Source organism: Mesobacillus sp. AQ2, assembly GCF_030122805.1.
GTDB classification, from domain to species: domain Bacteria; phylum Bacillota; class Bacilli; order Bacillales; family Cytobacillaceae; genus Mesobacillus; species Mesobacillus oceanisediminis_A.
Map to the genome: position 1 here is coordinate 4635392 of NZ_CP126080.1, position 17381 is coordinate 4652772.

12 protein-coding genes are annotated in these 17381 nt (G+C 46.9%); 3 read left to right on the top strand and 9 right to left on the bottom strand.

Annotation, left to right across the window (positions count from 1 at the left end; all coding sequences use genetic code 11):
* Positions 1–218 precede the first annotated feature (218 nt).
* From icmF to QNH36_RS23180, 7 genes are all read right to left on the bottom strand, one after another.
* On the bottom strand, positions 219–3479 hold the full coding sequence (icmF, locus tag QNH36_RS23150) for a fused isobutyryl-CoA mutase/GTPase IcmF (protein ID WP_283905459.1): 3261 nt from the start codon (positions 3477–3479) through the stop codon (positions 219–221).
* A gap of 2 nt (positions 3480–3481) precedes the next feature.
* Entirely contained in the window at positions 3482–4135 is a 654-nt protein-coding gene (locus QNH36_RS23155; RefSeq protein WP_144479191.1) for a TetR/AcrR family transcriptional regulator, read from the bottom strand.
* A gap of 18 nt (positions 4136–4153) precedes the next feature.
* Complete coding sequence (locus QNH36_RS23160; protein ID WP_283904369.1) at positions 4154–5293, bottom strand: acyl-CoA dehydrogenase; 1140 nt, start codon at positions 5291–5293, stop codon at positions 4154–4156.
* Between the two features lie 1218 nt (positions 5294–6511).
* On the bottom strand, positions 6512–7642 hold the full coding sequence (locus QNH36_RS23165) for an acyl-CoA dehydrogenase (RefSeq protein ID WP_251542560.1): 1131 nt from the start codon (positions 7640–7642) through the stop codon (positions 6512–6514).
* Between the two features lie 61 nt (positions 7643–7703).
* Complete coding sequence (locus QNH36_RS23170; protein ID WP_251542812.1) at positions 7704–8555, bottom strand: 3-hydroxybutyryl-CoA dehydrogenase; 852 nt, start codon at positions 8553–8555, stop codon at positions 7704–7706.
* Positions 8556–8624: 69 nt separating this feature from the next.
* Positions 8625–9812: an acetyl-CoA C-acetyltransferase gene (locus QNH36_RS23175; protein ID WP_251542558.1), complete on the bottom strand. Its 1188-nt coding sequence runs from the start codon at positions 9810–9812 to the stop codon at positions 8625–8627.
* A 281-nt stretch (positions 9813–10093) separates the two neighbouring features.
* Entirely contained in the window at positions 10094–12205 is a 2112-nt protein-coding gene (locus QNH36_RS23180) for a (Fe-S)-binding protein (protein ID WP_283904370.1), read from the bottom strand.
* 241 nt (positions 12206–12446) lie between these two features.
* Between QNH36_RS23180 and cls the strand changes: the two genes are divergently transcribed.
* The 3 genes from cls (at position 12447) to QNH36_RS23195 (ending at position 14928) form a co-directional block, all read left to right on the top strand.
* A complete protein-coding gene (gene cls, locus QNH36_RS23185) occupies positions 12447–13646 on the top strand; it encodes a cardiolipin synthase (protein WP_283904371.1) in 1200 nt (399 codons plus the stop codon).
* 108 nt (positions 13647–13754) lie between these two features.
* Positions 13755–14711: a UV DNA damage repair endonuclease UvsE gene (gene uvsE, locus QNH36_RS23190; RefSeq protein ID WP_283904372.1), complete on the top strand. Its 957-nt coding sequence runs from the start codon at positions 13755–13757 to the stop codon at positions 14709–14711.
* 121 nt (positions 14712–14832) lie between these two features.
* On the top strand, positions 14833–14928 hold the full coding sequence (locus QNH36_RS23195; RefSeq protein ID WP_222125080.1) for a putative holin-like toxin: 96 nt from the start codon (positions 14833–14835) through the stop codon (positions 14926–14928).
* 251 nt (positions 14929–15179) lie between these two features.
* Here QNH36_RS23195 and argS read toward each other — a convergent pair whose 3' ends face one another.
* Positions 15180–16850: an arginine--tRNA ligase gene (argS, locus tag QNH36_RS23200; protein ID WP_283904373.1), complete on the bottom strand. Its 1671-nt coding sequence runs from the start codon at positions 16848–16850 to the stop codon at positions 15180–15182.
* A complete protein-coding gene (locus QNH36_RS23205; RefSeq protein WP_251542549.1) occupies positions 16847–17290 on the bottom strand; it encodes a YwiB family protein in 444 nt (147 codons plus the stop codon). Before QNH36_RS23205 ends, argS begins: the two co-directional genes overlap by 4 nt.
* Between the last annotated feature and the right edge of the window lie 91 nt (positions 17291–17381).

Consider the following 17381-nt stretch of genomic DNA (forward strand, 5'->3'; position numbering starts at 1 on the left):
ATGTATGAACCGATAACTAGATTATATAAGATTATCCGCCAAATGATAGGTAAAATTTGAAAAATCTTATATTGGTTTCTAGTTTACGAAACGAGCACCATAAAATGCAAGATGGCTCATAGATTTCCTATAAGCCATCCCATTCAGGCAGATTGCAAAAGTCTTTTTTTTGCACGCCCTACATTTTTACACCATAATGCTTGTTTTGAAACTAACCTTTACATATTCCTGCGGAACTGGCCGCCTACTTCGTAAAGCGCCCTTGTGATCTGTCCCAGGCTTGCGTATTTAACAGTTTCCATCAGTGCGGCGAAAATATTGCCGCCATTGACTGCTGTTTCCTTCAGCCGGTCAAGCGCTGTTTCGGACTGGTCTTGATTCTGGTCCTTGAATGCTTCTAGGTTGCGGATCTGTGTTTCTTTTTCTTCTTTCGTCGCACGGGCAAGCTCCATCTTGTCGATCTCTTCCTCTGATGGAGGATTTGGATTCAAGTACGTGTTCACACCGATGATCGGCAGCTCCCCGGAATGCTTCTTCATTTCATAGTACATGGATTCATCCTGGATTTTACCGCGCTGATACTGAGTTTCCATTGCACCAAGCACGCCTCCGCGGTCATTGATCCGTTCGAATTCCTGAAGGACTGCTTCCTCAACCAAATCAGTCAGCTCTTCAATGATGAACGCACCCTGGAGCGGATTTTCGTTCTTCGTCAATCCGTGCTCCTTCGTGATGATCATCTGGATCGCCATCGCACGTCTGACTGATTCCTCAGTCGGCGTGGTGATTGCTTCGTCGTAGGCATTCGTATGAAGCGAGTTGCAGTTATCATGAAGTGCCATCAACGCCTGAAGCGTCGTCCGGATATCGTTGAAGTCGATTTCCTGGGCATGAAGCGAGCGGCCTGATGTCTGGATATGATACTTCAGTTTCTGGCTGCGTTCATTCGCTCCGTACTTATTTTTCATGACCGTCGCCCAGATTCTGCGGGCAACGCGGCCAATCACGGAATACTCAGGATCAAGGCCATTCGAGAAGAAAAAGCTCAGGTTTGGCGCAAAGTCATCGATCTTCATTCCTCTGCTCAAATAGTATTCAACATACGTGAAGCCATTTGACAGTGTGAACGCCAGCTGGGAAATCGGGTTCGCCCCTGCTTCGGCAATATGGTAACCGGAAATCGAAACAGAATAGTAGTTCCGGACTTTTTCATCAATAAAATACTGCTGGATATCGCCCATCATACGTAGTGCGAATTCAGTAGAGAAGATACAAGTATTCTGTCCCTGGTCTTCTTTTAAAATATCGGCCTGTACTGTACCACGGACCGTTTGAAGTGTCATTTCCCTGACCTGGGCAAACTCTTCGTCATTCAGCTTGCGGCCAAGCCCGGCTTCCTTCTTTTCCACCTGCTGTTCAATCGCTGTGTTCATGAACATCGCCAGGATGATCGGTGCCGGTCCGTTGATTGTCATCGACACGGATGTTGATGGATGGCAAAGGTCAAATCCTGCATACAGCTTTTTCATATCATCAAGCGAACAAACACTGACGCCGCTCTCGCCGACCTTACCGTAAATATCGGGACGATAATCCGGGTCTTCCCCGTAAAGTGTGACGGAATCGAATGCAGTGCTTAGGCGTTTTGCTGTGTCATCCTTTGAAAGGTAATGGAAACGGCGGTTTGTCCGCTCCGGCGTTCCTTCACCAGCAAACTGGCGTTTCGGATCCTCACCTTCACGCTTGAACGGGAATACGCCCGCTGTGTACGGGAAGCTGCCAGGCACGTTCTCAAGATAAACCCAGCGCAGGATTTCGCCGTAATCCTTGTATTTTGGCAGTGCAACCTTAGGGATGCTCAACCCGGAAAGACTTTTTGTCTTCAATTCCGTTACGATTTCCTTGTCACGGATTTTCGTGATGAACTGGTCACCGCTGTATTTTTCCTTCAGAGATTCCCAGTTTTCAAGGATGTTTCTTGACTCTGGTGTCAGTTTCTTCTCTGTTTCTTCCCTTAACGCTTGCAGAGAAGAAAGAACTTCGCTGTTTGTTTCTTTTTCTTTTACCGCTTCGATTGCCCCTTCAAGCTGGAACAGTCTGCGGGCAAGGTCGGCCTGCTCAGCTGCGTGTTTATGGTAGCTCCGTACCGTTTCGGAAATTTCCCTTAGGTAATAGCGGCGGTCATTCGGGATGATGACATTTTGTTTTTCCACTACTGCATTGGTAGAAAATGATGTCGTCCAATCTGTGCCTGCTTTTTCATTGATTTTATTGACCAGCGCAGCAAACAGCGCGTTCGTGCCAGGGTCGTTGAACTGGCTGGCGATTGTGCCGTAGACAGGCATTTCATCAAGCTCTTTGTCAAAAAACATATGGCTGCGCTGATACTGCTTCTGCACCTGGCGCTTTGCATCCTCTGAGCCTTTGCGCTCGAATTTATTGATAACAATCAAGTCGGCATAATCGATCATGTCGATTTTCTCAAGCTGTGACGGCGCACCGAATTCGCTCGTCATCACATACATGGAAACATCACAGACATCCGTGATTCCTGCATCGCCCTGGCCAATGCCGCTCGTTTCGACGATAACCAGGTCAAACCCTGCTGCTTTTACAACATCGATGGCATCCTTGATCGCAAGGGACAACTCAGACTTTGACTTTCTCGTCGCCAGGCTGCGCATGTAAACGCGTGGAGAGAAAATCGCGTTCATGCGGATCCGGTCTCCCAGAAGTGCTCCGCCTGTTTTCTGCTTTGTAGGGTCGACTGATAAAATCGCTACGCGTTTTTCAGGAATTTCATTGATGAAGCGCCTGATCAACTCGTCCGTCAATGAACTTTTACCTGCACCGCCCGTACCCGTAATTCCTACAACCGGCACCGCCTTTGTCATCGTCTTGACTTTTTCCATCAAGCTTTCGACAGCGGCGGCTGTTTCTTTTTCCGAACCAACATGCTGCTCGGCAAGCGTGATCAGCTTTGCGACAGCATTTGGGTCTCCATCTTCAAGTTTTTCGATTTCCTCGACGCCTTCAGCAGTCACAGTCGGGAAATCACACTCCTTGATCATTTGCTCGATCATGCCATTAAGGCCATATTTCCTGCCGTCTTCTGGCGAGAAAATACGGGCGATTCCGTATTCATGAAGCTCTTTTATTTCCCGAGGAATGATGACACCGCCGCCACCGCCGTAAATGCGGATATGGGAAGCGCCTTTTTCCTTCAAAAGATCGTACATATACTTAAAGTATTCAACGTGCCCGCCCTGATAGGAAGAAATCGCAATCCCCTGTGCATCCTCCTGGATTGCGGCATTGACGACCTCTTCGACGGAGCGGTTGTGGCCAAGGTGAATAACCTCGCCACCCAATGACTGGATGATCCTGCGCATGATATTGATTGAGGCATCATGGCCGTCAAACAAGCTTGAAGCTGTCACAAAGCGAATATGGTTCTTTGGCTTATACATTTCCGGCATACTCATTTTGTTCCCCCTGTTCCTAATTTCATTTCCGATCCCTTAATCCCCTTGAAAAGCAAATCTGTCTGCAGTTCTGTGTACTCCTCGAGAGTGTACAGTTTTTGCAGTGCCCAGCGGCGGAATCCCCACATCTGCCCCTGGACAAAAATATCATGGGCAATGATTTTGACATGTTTTTCATCCAGGTCAAGCTCGCCATTTTCGACGCAGCGCTGGATTACATCCTCAAACATCCCTACCATCTCGATTTCTTTTTTCAGCACATATGGAAGGGCATCCTTCGTCAGCGATTTGACCTCCTGGTACATGACGAGCACTTCGTCCTGCAGGTCATCCATGACCTTGAAGTAATTGGCGATGCCAACCTTCAGGCTCTCAAGCGTCCCCTGGTTCGTGTCGAGGTTTTCCTGAAGGCGGTCGCGGACTTCGTCATAAATGCTGTCGCAGACTAGGTAAAGCACATCTTCCTTCGTGCGGATATATTCATAAAGGGTACCGATGCTAAAGCCTGAAGCCCGGGCAATCTCTCTGGTCGTCGTGCGGTGGAAGCCCTTTTGCTTGAAAAGGGTTACGGCCCCTTTGATCATCTGGTCGCGCCTCTTTTTCACAAGTCGCTCATCTTTTACCGACGCCTGCACTTCTCGCTTTTTCATCTCTTCTGCCCCGCCTTGTTATTTCGTCAGCATCCTTGAGATGACTAGACGCTGGATTTCCTGTGTACCTTCATAGATCTGCGTGATTTTTGCGTCACGCATGAAGCGTTCAACCGGATAGTCCTTCGTGTAGCCGTAGCCGCCGAATACCTGTACTGCTTCAGTTGTCACCTTCATTGCTGTGTCGCCGGCAAATAGTTTGGACATTGCTGATTCCTTGCCGTATGGAAGGCCTTCAGACTCTAGCCATGCAGCCTGATAAGTTAATAGTCTTGAAGCTTCTACTGAAGTTGCCATGTCAGCAAGCTTGAAGCCGATTCCCTGGTTCGCCGCGATTGGCTTGCCGAATTGCTGGCGCTCTTTCGCGTAATCGACCGCTGCATCTAGAGCACCCTGTGCAATTCCGACTGCCTGTGCAGCGATTCCGTTACGTCCGCCATCAAGTGTCATCATCGCAATTTTGAAACCTTCGCCAACTTCACCAAGGATATTTTCCTTTGGCACGCGGCAGTCTTCAAAGATGATTTCAGTTGTCGGAGATGAACGGATGCCCAGCTTCTTTTCCTTCTTGCCGACAGAGAATCCAGTGAAGCTGCTTTCGACGATGAACGCAGTCGTTCCTTTGTGCTTGCTTGACGGATCAGTCAATGCGAACACAACATAAATATCAGCCACACCACCGTTTGTGATGAAGATTTTCGAACCATTTAATACATAATGGTCTCCATCTTCTTTTGCAGTCGTCCTCATTGCACCTGCATCAGAACCGCTTCCTGGCTCAGTCAAACCGTAAGCTCCAATGCTCTTTCCTTCAGCCATTGGACGCAAATATTTTTGCTTCTGCTCTTCGTTTCCGAACTTGAAGATCGGCCAGCCAGCAAGTGAAGTATGTGCGGAAAGCATGACACCAGTCGATGCGCAAACACGTGATAATTCTTCCACTGCAATGCAGTAAGCCAGATAGTCGCTGCCGATGCCGCCGTACTCTTCAGGCCAAGGAATACCAGTCAGTCCAAGCTCCGCCATCTTGTCAAAAATCTCACGGTCAAAGCGTTCCTCTTCATCACGCTCAGCAGCCGTAGGAGCCACTTCATTCCTCGCAAAATCACGGACCATTTTCCGGATCATTTCATGTTCTTCGGATAATCGAAAATTCATTATTGTTTCCTCCGTTACTGTTTGATTTATATTTGCCAATTGGTTAGGTTACCTTTTCAGCCGCTTCGTTGTGTTCAATCGTTAATTGACTTCATTTTCGCAGTCGACCCTGGATTATTCCGGACTTTTTTGACAGCTTTTCTGTCTTCACTGCCTTAGCTGTCAGAATAACGAGGGTTTCTTGACAGCTTTTCGTCTTACACTGCCCATCCTGTCAGAATAACCTGCTTTTCTTGACAGCTTTTTAGCTTCAGCAGCCTAACCTGTCAGAATAACGAGGGTTTCTTGACAGCTTTTCTGCTTCCACTGCCCAACCTGTCAGAATAACCTGCTTTTCTTGACAGCTTTTTAGCTTCAGCAGCCTAACCTGTCAGAATAACGAGGGTTTCTTGACAGCTTTTCTGCTTCCACTGCCCAACCTGTCAGAATAACCTGCTTTTCTTGACAGCTTTTCGTCCTTCACTGTCTAACCTGTCAGAATAAACAGCTTTTCTTGACAGCTTTTCGTCCTTCACTGCCTAACCTGTCAGAATAACCTGCTTTTCTTGACAGCTTTTCGTCCTTCACTGCCTAACCTGTCAGAATAACCTGCTTTTCTTGACAGCTTTTTAGCTTCAGCAGCCTAACCTGTCAGAATAACGAGGGTTTCTTGACAGCTTTTCTGCTTCCACTGCCCTACCTGTCAGAATAAACAGCTTTTCTTGACAGCTTTTCGTCCTTCACTGCCTTAGCTGTCAGAATAACCTGCTTTTCTTGACAGCTTTTTAGCTTCAGCAGCCTAACCTGTCAGAATAACGAGGGTTTCTTGACAGCTTTTCTGCTTCCACTGCCCAACCTGTCAGAATAACCTGCTTTTCTTGACAACTTTTCTGCTTTCACTGCCTAACCTGTCAGAATAAACAGCTTTTCTTGACAGCTTTTCGTCCTTCACTGCCCAACCTGTCAGAATAACCTGCTTTTCTTGACAGCTTTTTAGCTTCAGCAGCCTAACCTGTCAGAATAACCTGCTTTTCTTGACAACTTTTCAGCTTTCACTGCCCTACCTGTCAGAATAAACAGCTTTTCTTGACAACTTTTCGTCTTTCACTGCCTTAGCTGTCAGAATAACCTGCTTTTCTTGACAGCTTTTCTGCTTCAGCAGCTTTACCTGTCAGAATAACAGCCTTTACTTGACAGCTTCTCTGTCTTCACTAGCCGTAGCTGTTATAACATCCCGTGTTACAACTGCTTACTTATGACAATCTTCTGGATCTCGCTCGTACCCTCGTAAATCTCGGTGACTTTGGCGTCACGGAAGTAGCGTTCGACTGGATAGTCTTTTGTATAGCCGTAGCCGCCGAATACCTGGATGGCTTCGGTTGTGACTTCGACTGCTGTTCTTGATGTGAACAACTTTGCCATAGAGGCTTCGATTCCGCACTTTTGTCCTTCAGACCGCAATTGAGCCGCTCGGTAGATTAATAGTTTTGCAGCTTCAACGGATGTTGCCATGTCTGCCAGCTTGAAGCCGACGCCTTGCTGGGCTGCGATTGGCTTGCCAAATTGGACTCTTTCTTTTGCATATGAGGACGCTGCGTCCAATGCAGCCTCTGCAATGCCAAGAGCCTGAGCCGCGATGCCGATACGGCCGGAGTCAAGGTTGCTCATCGCGATTTTGAATCCTTCGCCTTCCTGGCCAAGCAGGTTTTCTTCTGGCACCTTCATATCCTCGAATGTCAACTGGACTGTTCGGGAGCCGTACAGCCCCATTTTGTGCTCATCCTTGCCGACAATGAAGCCCGGTGTATCTTTTTCAACGATAAAGGCTGAGACGCCCTTTGTACCTGCTTCAGGATTAGTCGATGCGAAAACAATATAGACATCTGCTTCGCCGCCATTGGTGATGAACACCTTCGATCCGTTCAATACATAATGTCCGTCTTTTTTTACCGCACGGGTTTTCAGGCTGGCAGCATCGGAACCGGCACTTGGCTCAGTCAGGCAAAAGGCTCCCAGGTATTCCCCTGAAGCTAGCTTAGGTACGTATTTTTTCTTCTGCTCTTCTGTCCCGAAGTACAGGATCGGATTTGTTCCTACAGATGTATGAACGGATAGGATGACGCCAACCGTTGCGCTGACCCTGGAAATTTCATGGATAGCAATGATATAGGAAATGAAGTCCATCTCTGAACCGCCATATTCCTCAGGTACCGGAATCCCCATCAGGCCAAGTTCGCCCATCTTTTTTAAAATCTCCCTTGGGAACTCGCCTTCCTCCAATTTTTCAACGAACGGCGCAATTTCTGTCTGTGCAAAATCACGTACCATCTTGCGCATCATTTCTTGTTCTTCTGTGAATCTCAGATTCATGTTTTCACCCTCCAGGCGTCCAGACAGTGAGTATGTATGGACGCATTTGTCGCTGAATTCTTTACGCGTATGTGTAGAACCCGCGGCCGGATTTTTTGCCTAGCCAGCCAGCTTTTACATATTTCCTTAATAATGGGCACGGTCGATATTTATCGTCGCCGAAGCCTTCGTGAAGTGTTTCCATGATGTAAAGGCAAGTATCCAGACCGATGAAATCAGCAAGCGTCAACGGACCCATTGGATGGTTCATGCCGAGCTTCATGACTTCGTCGATTGCTTCCTTTGTTGCTACGCCTTCATATAATGTGTAGATGGCTTCGTTGATCATCGGCATAAGGATGCGGTTGGACACAAATCCAGGGAAATCATTCACTTCTACAGGAACCTTTTCCAAAGTCTTGGTGATATCTTCGATTGTCTGATACACTTCATCAGCTGTCGCCAGGCCGCGAATGATTTCGACCAGCTTCATGACAGGTACCGGGTTCATGAAATGCATGCCGATAACTTTTTCCGGACGCTTTGTTGCTGCAGCAATCTCGGTGATTGGTAACGATGATGTATTGGAAGCAAGGATTGTGTGTTCAGGTGCGATTTCATCAAGCTGGGCAAAAATCTTTGCCTTGATGTCCATGTTCTCCACAGCAGCTTCGATGACCAGGTCAACCTTACCGGCATCCTGAAGGTCTGTTGAGGCAGTAACCCTGCCAACAACGGCGTCCAACTGGTCTGCTGTCATTCGGCCTTTGTCTACCTGGCGGTTAAGATTCTTCTTAATTCCGGAAAGTCCGCGTTCCACAAATTCCGGCTTCAGGTCGTTCAAAAACACATCATATCCACCCTGCGCGCACACCTGGGCAATACCGGAGCCCATCTGACCTGCGCCGATTACCATAATTGTTTTCACACTCATCATTTCTCCTCCTAAAAAAGTTTGTATCAATGGAGGGCAGCTCTCGCATATGCCCTCATTCTTTTTTCGTTATTGTTTCGGAACCTCGATCATCACAGCATCACCCTGGCCGCCGCCTGAGCAGATCGCCGCAATGCCTACACCGCCGCCGCGGCGTTTCAGTTCATGCATCAATGTCAGGATGATGCGCGCCCCGCTTGCTCCGATCGGGTGTCCGAGGGCAACCGCACCGCCGTTGACATTGACTTTTTCCGGATCAAGGTTTGCGATTCGTCCGCTTGTCAATGCAACCGCTGCGAAGGCTTCATTGATTTCAAATAGGTCAATCTCTTCAAGTGATTTGCCGGTCTTTTTCAATAACTCGTTAATGACGATTCCCGGTGTTTTTGGGAAGTCCTTTGCTTCAGTGGCAATTGCGGCATGAGCCAAAACCACTGCCTGCGGTGTCCTTCCTTCACGCTGCGCACGCTCTTCGCTCATCAGGACGAGGGCGGCCGCACCGTCATTGACACCTGGTGCATTGCCTGCAGTAATAGTGCCGCCCGAATTGAAAACCGGCCCCAGTTTGGCCAGTTTTTCAACTGAAGTGTCCTTCCTCGGCGCTTCATCATGCTGGACCAATATCGGGTCGCCCTTACGCTTCGGCACCTCAACCGGGACGATTTCTTCGGCAAGCTTTCCTGATTCAATCGCTTCGATAGCCCTTTGATGGCTGCGGTACGACCACTGATCCTGCTCCTCACGGCTGATTTCATATTCCTTCGCTACTTCATTTCCGTATGTCCCCATATGGACACCTTTGAAGCTGCATGTCAGGCCATCATGGATCATCAGGTCTTTCACCTGACCGTCGCCCATCCTGAAGCCCCATCGTGCTTTAGGCAGGATATAAGGCGCATTGCTCATTGACTCCATTCCGCCGGCTACAATCACTTCCTCATCTCCAGCACGGATGATCTGGTCGCCAAGTGTCAGGCTGCGCATCCCGGATGCACATACTTTGTTGATGGTTTCTGTTTTCACTTCCCATGGAATGCCTGCTTCCCTTGCTGCCTGGCGTGATGGAAGCTGTCCCTGGCCTCCCTGCAGCACTGTCCCAAGAATGACTTCGCCGACTTCCTCAGGTTTAACACCAGCGCGTGATAATGCTTCCTTTACAGCAATTCCTCCTAACTGACTGGCCGAAAAACTGCTCAATCCGCCGCCAAGCTTGCCAAACGGTGTTCTTGCCCCTGCTAAAATGACTGTTCTTCCCATTGCCATCTCTCCCTTTTAATCTATTAATTTTTAAAAATGAAAAATCCCTGCGACATTGAGTGACTGAACGCTCGCTCGATACTGGTCCATAAAAAATACTTCTGCTGTTCCATGAGGCTATAAAAAGTGGATTCTTGCTGAATAAGATAAATGTAAGCGCTTTATCATATTATTCATTTTACTTTAAAAATAGTAGAAATTGAAACACTTTGCTAAAAATTCTGGCATATGTCGAATTTTTAATGTGAGTCAACTTCTACTATTCAGGTTTTAACTATTCATTAAGAAACTAACGGCTTAATCTCACCAAAAACGGATTTTTCAAGCAGTTCTGCAACGTCGAGCGTCTCAACGCTGTCTTCAACTTCCTTCGCCTTAGTGCCATCGGAAAGCATTGTCAGGCAGTATGGGCAGCCGGAACTGATGACGGACGGGTTCACAGCAAGTGCCTGTTCAGTACGGGAAACGTTGATTCTGTGGCCCGTTTCTTCCTCCATCCACATCAAGCCGCCGCCAGCGCCGCAGCACATTGCTGTATCGCGGTTGCGTTCCATTTCCTTGAGGTCCACGCCCGGGATCGCTTTGAGGATATCTCGCGGTGCGTCATAAACCTCGTTATAGCGGCCAAGGTAGCAGGAATCATGGAAAGTGATCGTTTCGTTCACTGCATGCTTCGGAGTGAGTCTTCCTTCCTTGATTAATTGAGCAAGAAGTTCAGTGTGGTGATATACCTCTGCTTCAAGGCCAAAGTCTGGATACTCATTCTTAAAGATATTGTATGCGTGAGGGTCGATCGTCACGATCTTCTTCACTTCATTTTTTTCGAATTCTTCGATATTCTTTGTTGCCAGATCCTGGAACAGGAATTCATTGCCCAGACGGCGCGGTGTGTCACCTGAGTTCTTTTCCTTGTTGCCAAGGATGGCGAATTTGACGCCTGCTTCGTTCATCAGCTTGGCGAATGACAGCGCGATCTTTTGGCTGCGGTTGTCAAACGCACCCATTGCGCCGACCCAGAATAAGTAATCGAATTCTTCATCTGCTTTCTTAAGTTCTTTTACGGTAGGAACGACAACATCGTCGCGAAGCTCGCGCCAGTTTTCTTTTTCCTTGCGGTTCAAGCCCCAAGGGTTGCCCTGGCGTTCGATATTTGTCATCGCACGCTGTGCATCAGCGTCCATCTTGCCTTCTGTCAAAACAAGATAACGGCGAAGGTCGATGATTTTATCAACGTGTTCGTTCATGACTGGACACTGGTCTTCACAGTTGCGGCAAGTCGTACAAGCCCAGATTTCCTCTTCTGTAATGACATCGCCGATCATGCTTGGGCTGTAAGCCAGAGCTGCAGCGGATTCATTGACACCCTGTCCTGAAGCTGCCAGAGCAATCTGGTTGCCTTTTGTGCCGGAAAATGCAAATGTCGGTACCCAGGGCTGTTTTGATGTGACCGCTGCACCTGTTAGAGTCAGATGGTCACGCAGTTTGACGATCAAGTCCATCGGAGACAGCATCTTCCCAGTGCCAGTTGCCGGACACATATTCGTACAGCGTCCACATTCAACACAAGCATAGAAATCGATCATTTGTTCATAATTGAAATCAGTGATTTTACCAGCACCGAATGTTTCCTGTGTTTCATCTTCAAAATCGATCTTCGTGATTTTTCCTGGTGAGTCAACCCTTGTTAAATAAACATTGGCTGGTCCAGCAATCAAGTGGGCGTGCTTTGATTGCGGCACGTACACAAGGAACGCAAGCAGGAATAATAAGTGAATCCACCATGCAATATAGAAAACCGTAATGGCAGCTGCCTCAGGAATTCCGCTGAAAGCCGCAGCAATAAGTGATGCAACCGGCTCAGTCCATGTTCCTTCATGGCCATGCCAGATCATGCCCATCCCGTTCCCGAGCAGTACAGAAAGCATCAATCCGCCGATGAACAGCAAGACCAATCCGTTTTTGAAGCCGCGCTTCAGACGGACAAGTTTTTCAACATAACGGCGATAAAAAGCCCATACAACCGCTACAAGAATCGTAAGCGTAACAAGCTCCTGGAAGAAAGTGAAGCCCGGATACAACGGTCCCAGCGGCAAATGCGAGCCGGGCTTTATGCCCTTCCAGATAAAATCAATTGCCCCAAACTGGACAAGGAGGAAGCCATAGAAAAACATAACGTGGATGGCGCCGCTTTTCTTGTCCTTCAATAGCCTTTTCTGGCCGAATACATGAACAAGGATTCTTCTCCAGCGATCTTTGATATCATCATCAAACTCAGATTTCTTGCCGAGTTTGATGTATTCGATTCTCGTCTTCACCACATAAACGAACAGACTGATAGCGTAAGCGGTTACAAACAAGAACGCAATAAGATTGATCCAAAGCAAACCGTTCATAAAATCATTTACCCCTTTCGATGCTGAATTTTTGGAAGAAAATTTTTAACCAAATCAATTTTCTGAATTTACCTTTAACTCCATTATATAATGAATGAGCATTCAGTCAACTCATTTCCATTCATTTCTGAAAATTGTTTACGCTCGCCCTTTTACAGGAACTTAACATATATAAAGCGTTTTCGGCAAAAATAATATGAAATGTACAACCCTAAATTTTTAACAAGGGAGCCAAAACGCTATGGGAATTGGATGGATGATATTTTGGATAATAGCCGGGATTGCACTGTGGGTCACCGCGGATTTCCTTCTTGGCAGGAAGCAGCATCTTGCAAATGCAAAAAAGTACGCTTTTCCAGAAAGGTATAGTGATCTGGAAATATTCGCAAAGGGACCAGAATTGTTCGAGGATTTATTTTCTGAAATTAAAAAGGCCAGACAGCACATTCATATTTTATTTTATATCATCAAAGATGATAAACTCAGCCACGAGTTCGTCACTTTATTGAAGAACAAAGCACAGGAGGGAGTTGAAGTTCGGCTTCTTGTAGATTGGATCGGAAGCAACTTGAAACGGAAGACGATCAAGTCCCTGAAGGCAGCGGGAGTGCAGTTCGCTTATACCCATATTCCGAAGCCTCCCTTTTTGTTCTATTCATCCCAGGTCCGCAACCATCGTAAGATTACGGTTATTGACGGACAAATCGGTTACCTTGGCGGCTTTAATATTGGGGATGAATATAATGACAAGAATCCAAAGCTTTCACCTTGGCGGGATTATCATTTGAAATTAACTGGTGAAGGGATTGTTGACTTGCAGAAAGAATTTTTACGTGACTGGCAATGTGCAAGCAAGGTGAACCTTCTCCAGAACAAAGCGTACTTTCCTGAGTTGCAAAAGGGATCGATTCGCCAGCAGTTCGTCCCAACCGAAGGTGATTCACTCGAAGACTTAATCGCCACGTTAATCAGCGAAGCAAAGAAATCCATCATCATCGGCACACCATATTTCATTCCAAGCAAAGAGGTATTTGAGCAATTAAATGCTGCGATTTCCCGGGGAGTGTCCGTTACGGTCCTTGTCCCATATAAGTCCGACCATATTCTCGTAAAAGAAGCATCGTACAGGTATTTACGTTCCCTCCTCAAGGATGGAGCCGATGTATATCAATATTTGAAGGGTTTTTATCATGCCAAAGTCGTGATGATCGATGACAATATTTGTGATATCGGAACAGCAAATTTTGATCAACGAAGCATGTTTTTAAATTATGAATTGAATTGCTTAGTTTATGACCCTTCTTTTATTAAAAAAGTGAAGCATATTCTCACTGAAGACATGTTGGATTCTCATAAAGCTTCACTTGCTGACTTCAGCCGCGCAAACCTGTTTTTATCATTCAAAGAAACAGCCGCAAGGACGATTTCATTTTTCCTATAGGCTCTTTTCGTAAAAATTCAGAAACATCTCTGAAAAGCAGCGAAAACAGCCTTTCTATAACATAACCGGAGTTAGTGTTCGGCCTCCTCCGGAAAAAGGAGGTTCTATATGATCATTCGGCTAGGATATGTATCCACCGCCATCAGCCTATGGGATGCATCTCCCTCCAAGGCACTTACGTTTGCCAGATACGGGCAGCTGCCTGAGGAGGAGCGGTATGAAAAATTGCTTTCCGTTACCTATCAAAATCTCTTGAACACCGAAAGAATGATTCATTACAATATCGCCCATGACATTCCTTTATACCGCTTTTCCAGCTCGATCGCCCCGCTGGCGACCCATCCGGAGGTCAAGTGGGATTTTGTCACACCTTTTCGTGAAAAATGGCTGGAAATCGGTGCGTTGGTGAAAAAGCATGAGCTGCGCACAAGCTTCCATCCTAACCAGTATACGCTGTTCACTTCCCCGAGGGAGAAAGTGACGGCCAATGCCATCATCGATATGGAATATCACTACGGAATGCTCGAAGCAATGGGATTGGAAAACAACGCACTCATCAATATCCATATTGGCGGGGCTTACGGAAACAAAGAAGAGACAATTTTGCGTTTTCATGAAAACTTCGCAAAACTGCCTCCCCATATCAAGGCAATCACCACCCTTGAAAACGATGATAAAACCTATAATTCTGAAGAAACATTGAAGGCTTGTAAAAAAGAGGACGTGCCATTCATGTTCGATTATCACCATCACATGGCAAACCTCTGTGAAGAGCCTCTTGAAAAATTGCTTCCTGAAGGTTTCACGACCTGGGAACGGATCGGGATGAAGCCGAAGGTCCACATTTCCTCACCGAAATCGGAAAAAGCCTACCGGTCACATGCCGATTACGTGGATCCGGAATTCATCCTTCCGCTGATCGATATTTTACGGAGTATAGGCCAGGACGTCGATTTCATGATCGAAGCGAAGGAGAAGGACAAAGCCGCGCTTAGGCTCGTCGAGGATTTGGCGAAAATCCGCGGAGTGAAGCGGATTGGCGGGGCTGTTTTGGAGTGGAAGTGATGAATAAAGAAACTAGGAAAGATAATGGTATCCGCTACCTATATGGTATAATTAACTAGCACAGCAAAAAGCAGGGTGTGCAGCGGCCGTCCCCAATCCAGCAGGAAAGGGGGTGACGCTGATGGTTACGTATGAAGCAATGAACTTGATGGTGAGCTTCGCCACGCTTATCGTTGCCGTAATCGCCATAGGTATTTCTTCTAATAAAAAGAAGTAACCTACCCTGCACATCGCCAAATGTGAGTAGATTACTTCTATTCGGAACTGGCCGCTGTAATTCAAGCAGCTTGCTGTGTATTGAGATCTCGGTTGCAGCCGAGATCTCTTTTTTTACTATATGGACTTTATGCTTAAATTATAAACCTTATATTACATCAATTCAACAAAACCGATAATACTTCACTATAATTTGGAAGTTCAGTTACTAAGAGAGACCCAGCCAAGTGGCTGGATCTCTTAAAAGGTATATTACATCTTCTCCGGAGCAGATACCCCGATCAACTCAAGTGCATTCTTCAAAGTGATCTGCGCTGTCTTGATCAGCGACAGACGGGCTGCTGTTCTTTCTTTATTCTCCAGATCCAGTACTTTTTCAGCGTTGTAGAAGCTGTGGAATACGGATGCCAGTTCGAAAATGTAGTTAGAGATTCGATGCGGCATACGCTTCTGGGCTGCTTCGGCAACAGCCAGCGGGAATTCTCCCAGCTTTTTCAGCAGGTCGATTTCCTTCTCGGATTGGATATGCTTGAAGTCTGCTTCAATGTCGAAAATCAAACCTTGCTCTGCAGCAGAACGCAGAATGCTGTTAATGCGGGCGTGAGCATATTGTGCGTAGAATACCGGGTTTTCGTTTGACTGGGAAACGGCCAGGTCAAGATCGAAGTCCATGTGAGTATCAGCGCTTCTCATTGCGAAGAAGTAACGCACTGCATCCAGGCCTACTTCATCAATCAAATCACGCATTGTCACCGCTTTACCCGTACGCTTGCTCATCTTCATCTTTTCGCCATTCTTGTACAGGTGGACGAGCTGGATGATTTCGACTTCAAGCGCATCACGGTCATAGCCCAATGCCTGGATCGCCGCCTTCATCCGCGGGATGTACCCGTGGTGGTCTGCTCCCCAGATGTTGATCAGCTTTTCAAAACCGCGCTCAAGCTTGTCTTTATGGTAGGCAATATCAGGCAGCAGGTAAGTATAAGAGCCATCCTGCTTGATCAGCACGCGGTCCTTGTCATCTCCAAGCTCTGATGAACGGAACCATGTTGCGCCGTCCTCCTCATAGATATGGCCATTTTCACGCAATGCTTCAAGCGCCACGTCAATTTTGCCGTTTTGATATAGAGATGTTTCCGAGTACCAAACATCGAACTTAACACGGAAGTTTTCAAGGTCCTGCTTCAGTTTTTCCATTTCATATTTCAGGCCATATTCACGGAAAGCATCAAAACGCTCCTGTTCAGGAACATTTACATACTTATCACCAAACTCTTCAGCCAGGGTCTGGCCTATCCCAATGATGTCAGCGCCATGGTAGCCATCCTCAGGCATCTGCTTATCCATGCCAAGCGCCTGGAAATAGCGAGCCTCAACAGAGAGCGCCAGGTTATTGATCTGGTTGCCGGCATCATTGATATAGTACTCACGGGAAACATCGTAACCCGCTTTAGCGAGCACATTGCACAAAGTATCGCCGACAGCCGCGCCGCGCGCATGTCCAAGGTGTAGGTCGCCAGTCGGGTTCGCCGAAACGAACTCAACCTGGATTTTCTCGCCGTTTCCTACCTTTGATTCCCCATAGTTATCCCCTGCTTCAAGGATTGCCGGAATCAAATCCGTCAGATAGCTATTGTCCATGTAAAAATTGATGAAGCCCGGACCGGCAATTTCAATTTTCTCAATGGATGCCTTGCTTTTATCAAAGTTCTCGATCAATTGTTCAGCGATCTGGCGCGGAGCTTTCTTCGCCACGCGGGCAAGCTGCATCGCCATATTCGTGGAGTAGTCACCGTGCGCTTTTTCCTTTGGCGTTTCAAGGATCACAGCCGGAATCTGCGCTTCTTCAGCAAGATTGGCCTTGATGATCGCCTGCTTGATTTCTTCCTTCAGCTTCAATTGAACCTGTTCAACTATATTCATTTGCCTTCCTCCTTATATTTAATCGTCATATGGTATGTACCTGCACTCGCGCCCTGGATCGCCATTTCATACAGCAAGTCCACATGGCCCTCCTGCTTTTCCTCGTTAAAATCCAGATCAAGACGCTTCGTCAGCGCAGAAGTCTCGAGCAGACCGTATGGCGTCTTGTAATTGCCAGGGGTTTTTTTATTCAGCAGAAAATGAAGCCTCATCTTGATTGCACCGCTGCGCAGGATCAGCACTTCATCTCCTGAAATTTTCACCGTCGTATGAACATCCCCTTCCTCCATCACTTCATCATACTGGAGGTACGAGCTGTTCGCCTTTTTATAGTATCGGCCAAAAGTGGTCAATTCAAAAGTATCCTTCTCACTGCCACTATAAATTGCCGTTTTCACCGTCACCTTTACAGGAGTCTGTTCAGCGGGTCCAGTTGACACCGATAACACATCCTTTTCAAACACTATTATAACTTTATAAGTATAAATATTCTCCTATGAAAGTGCAAGGTTCTCGGAGATTTGAATGATA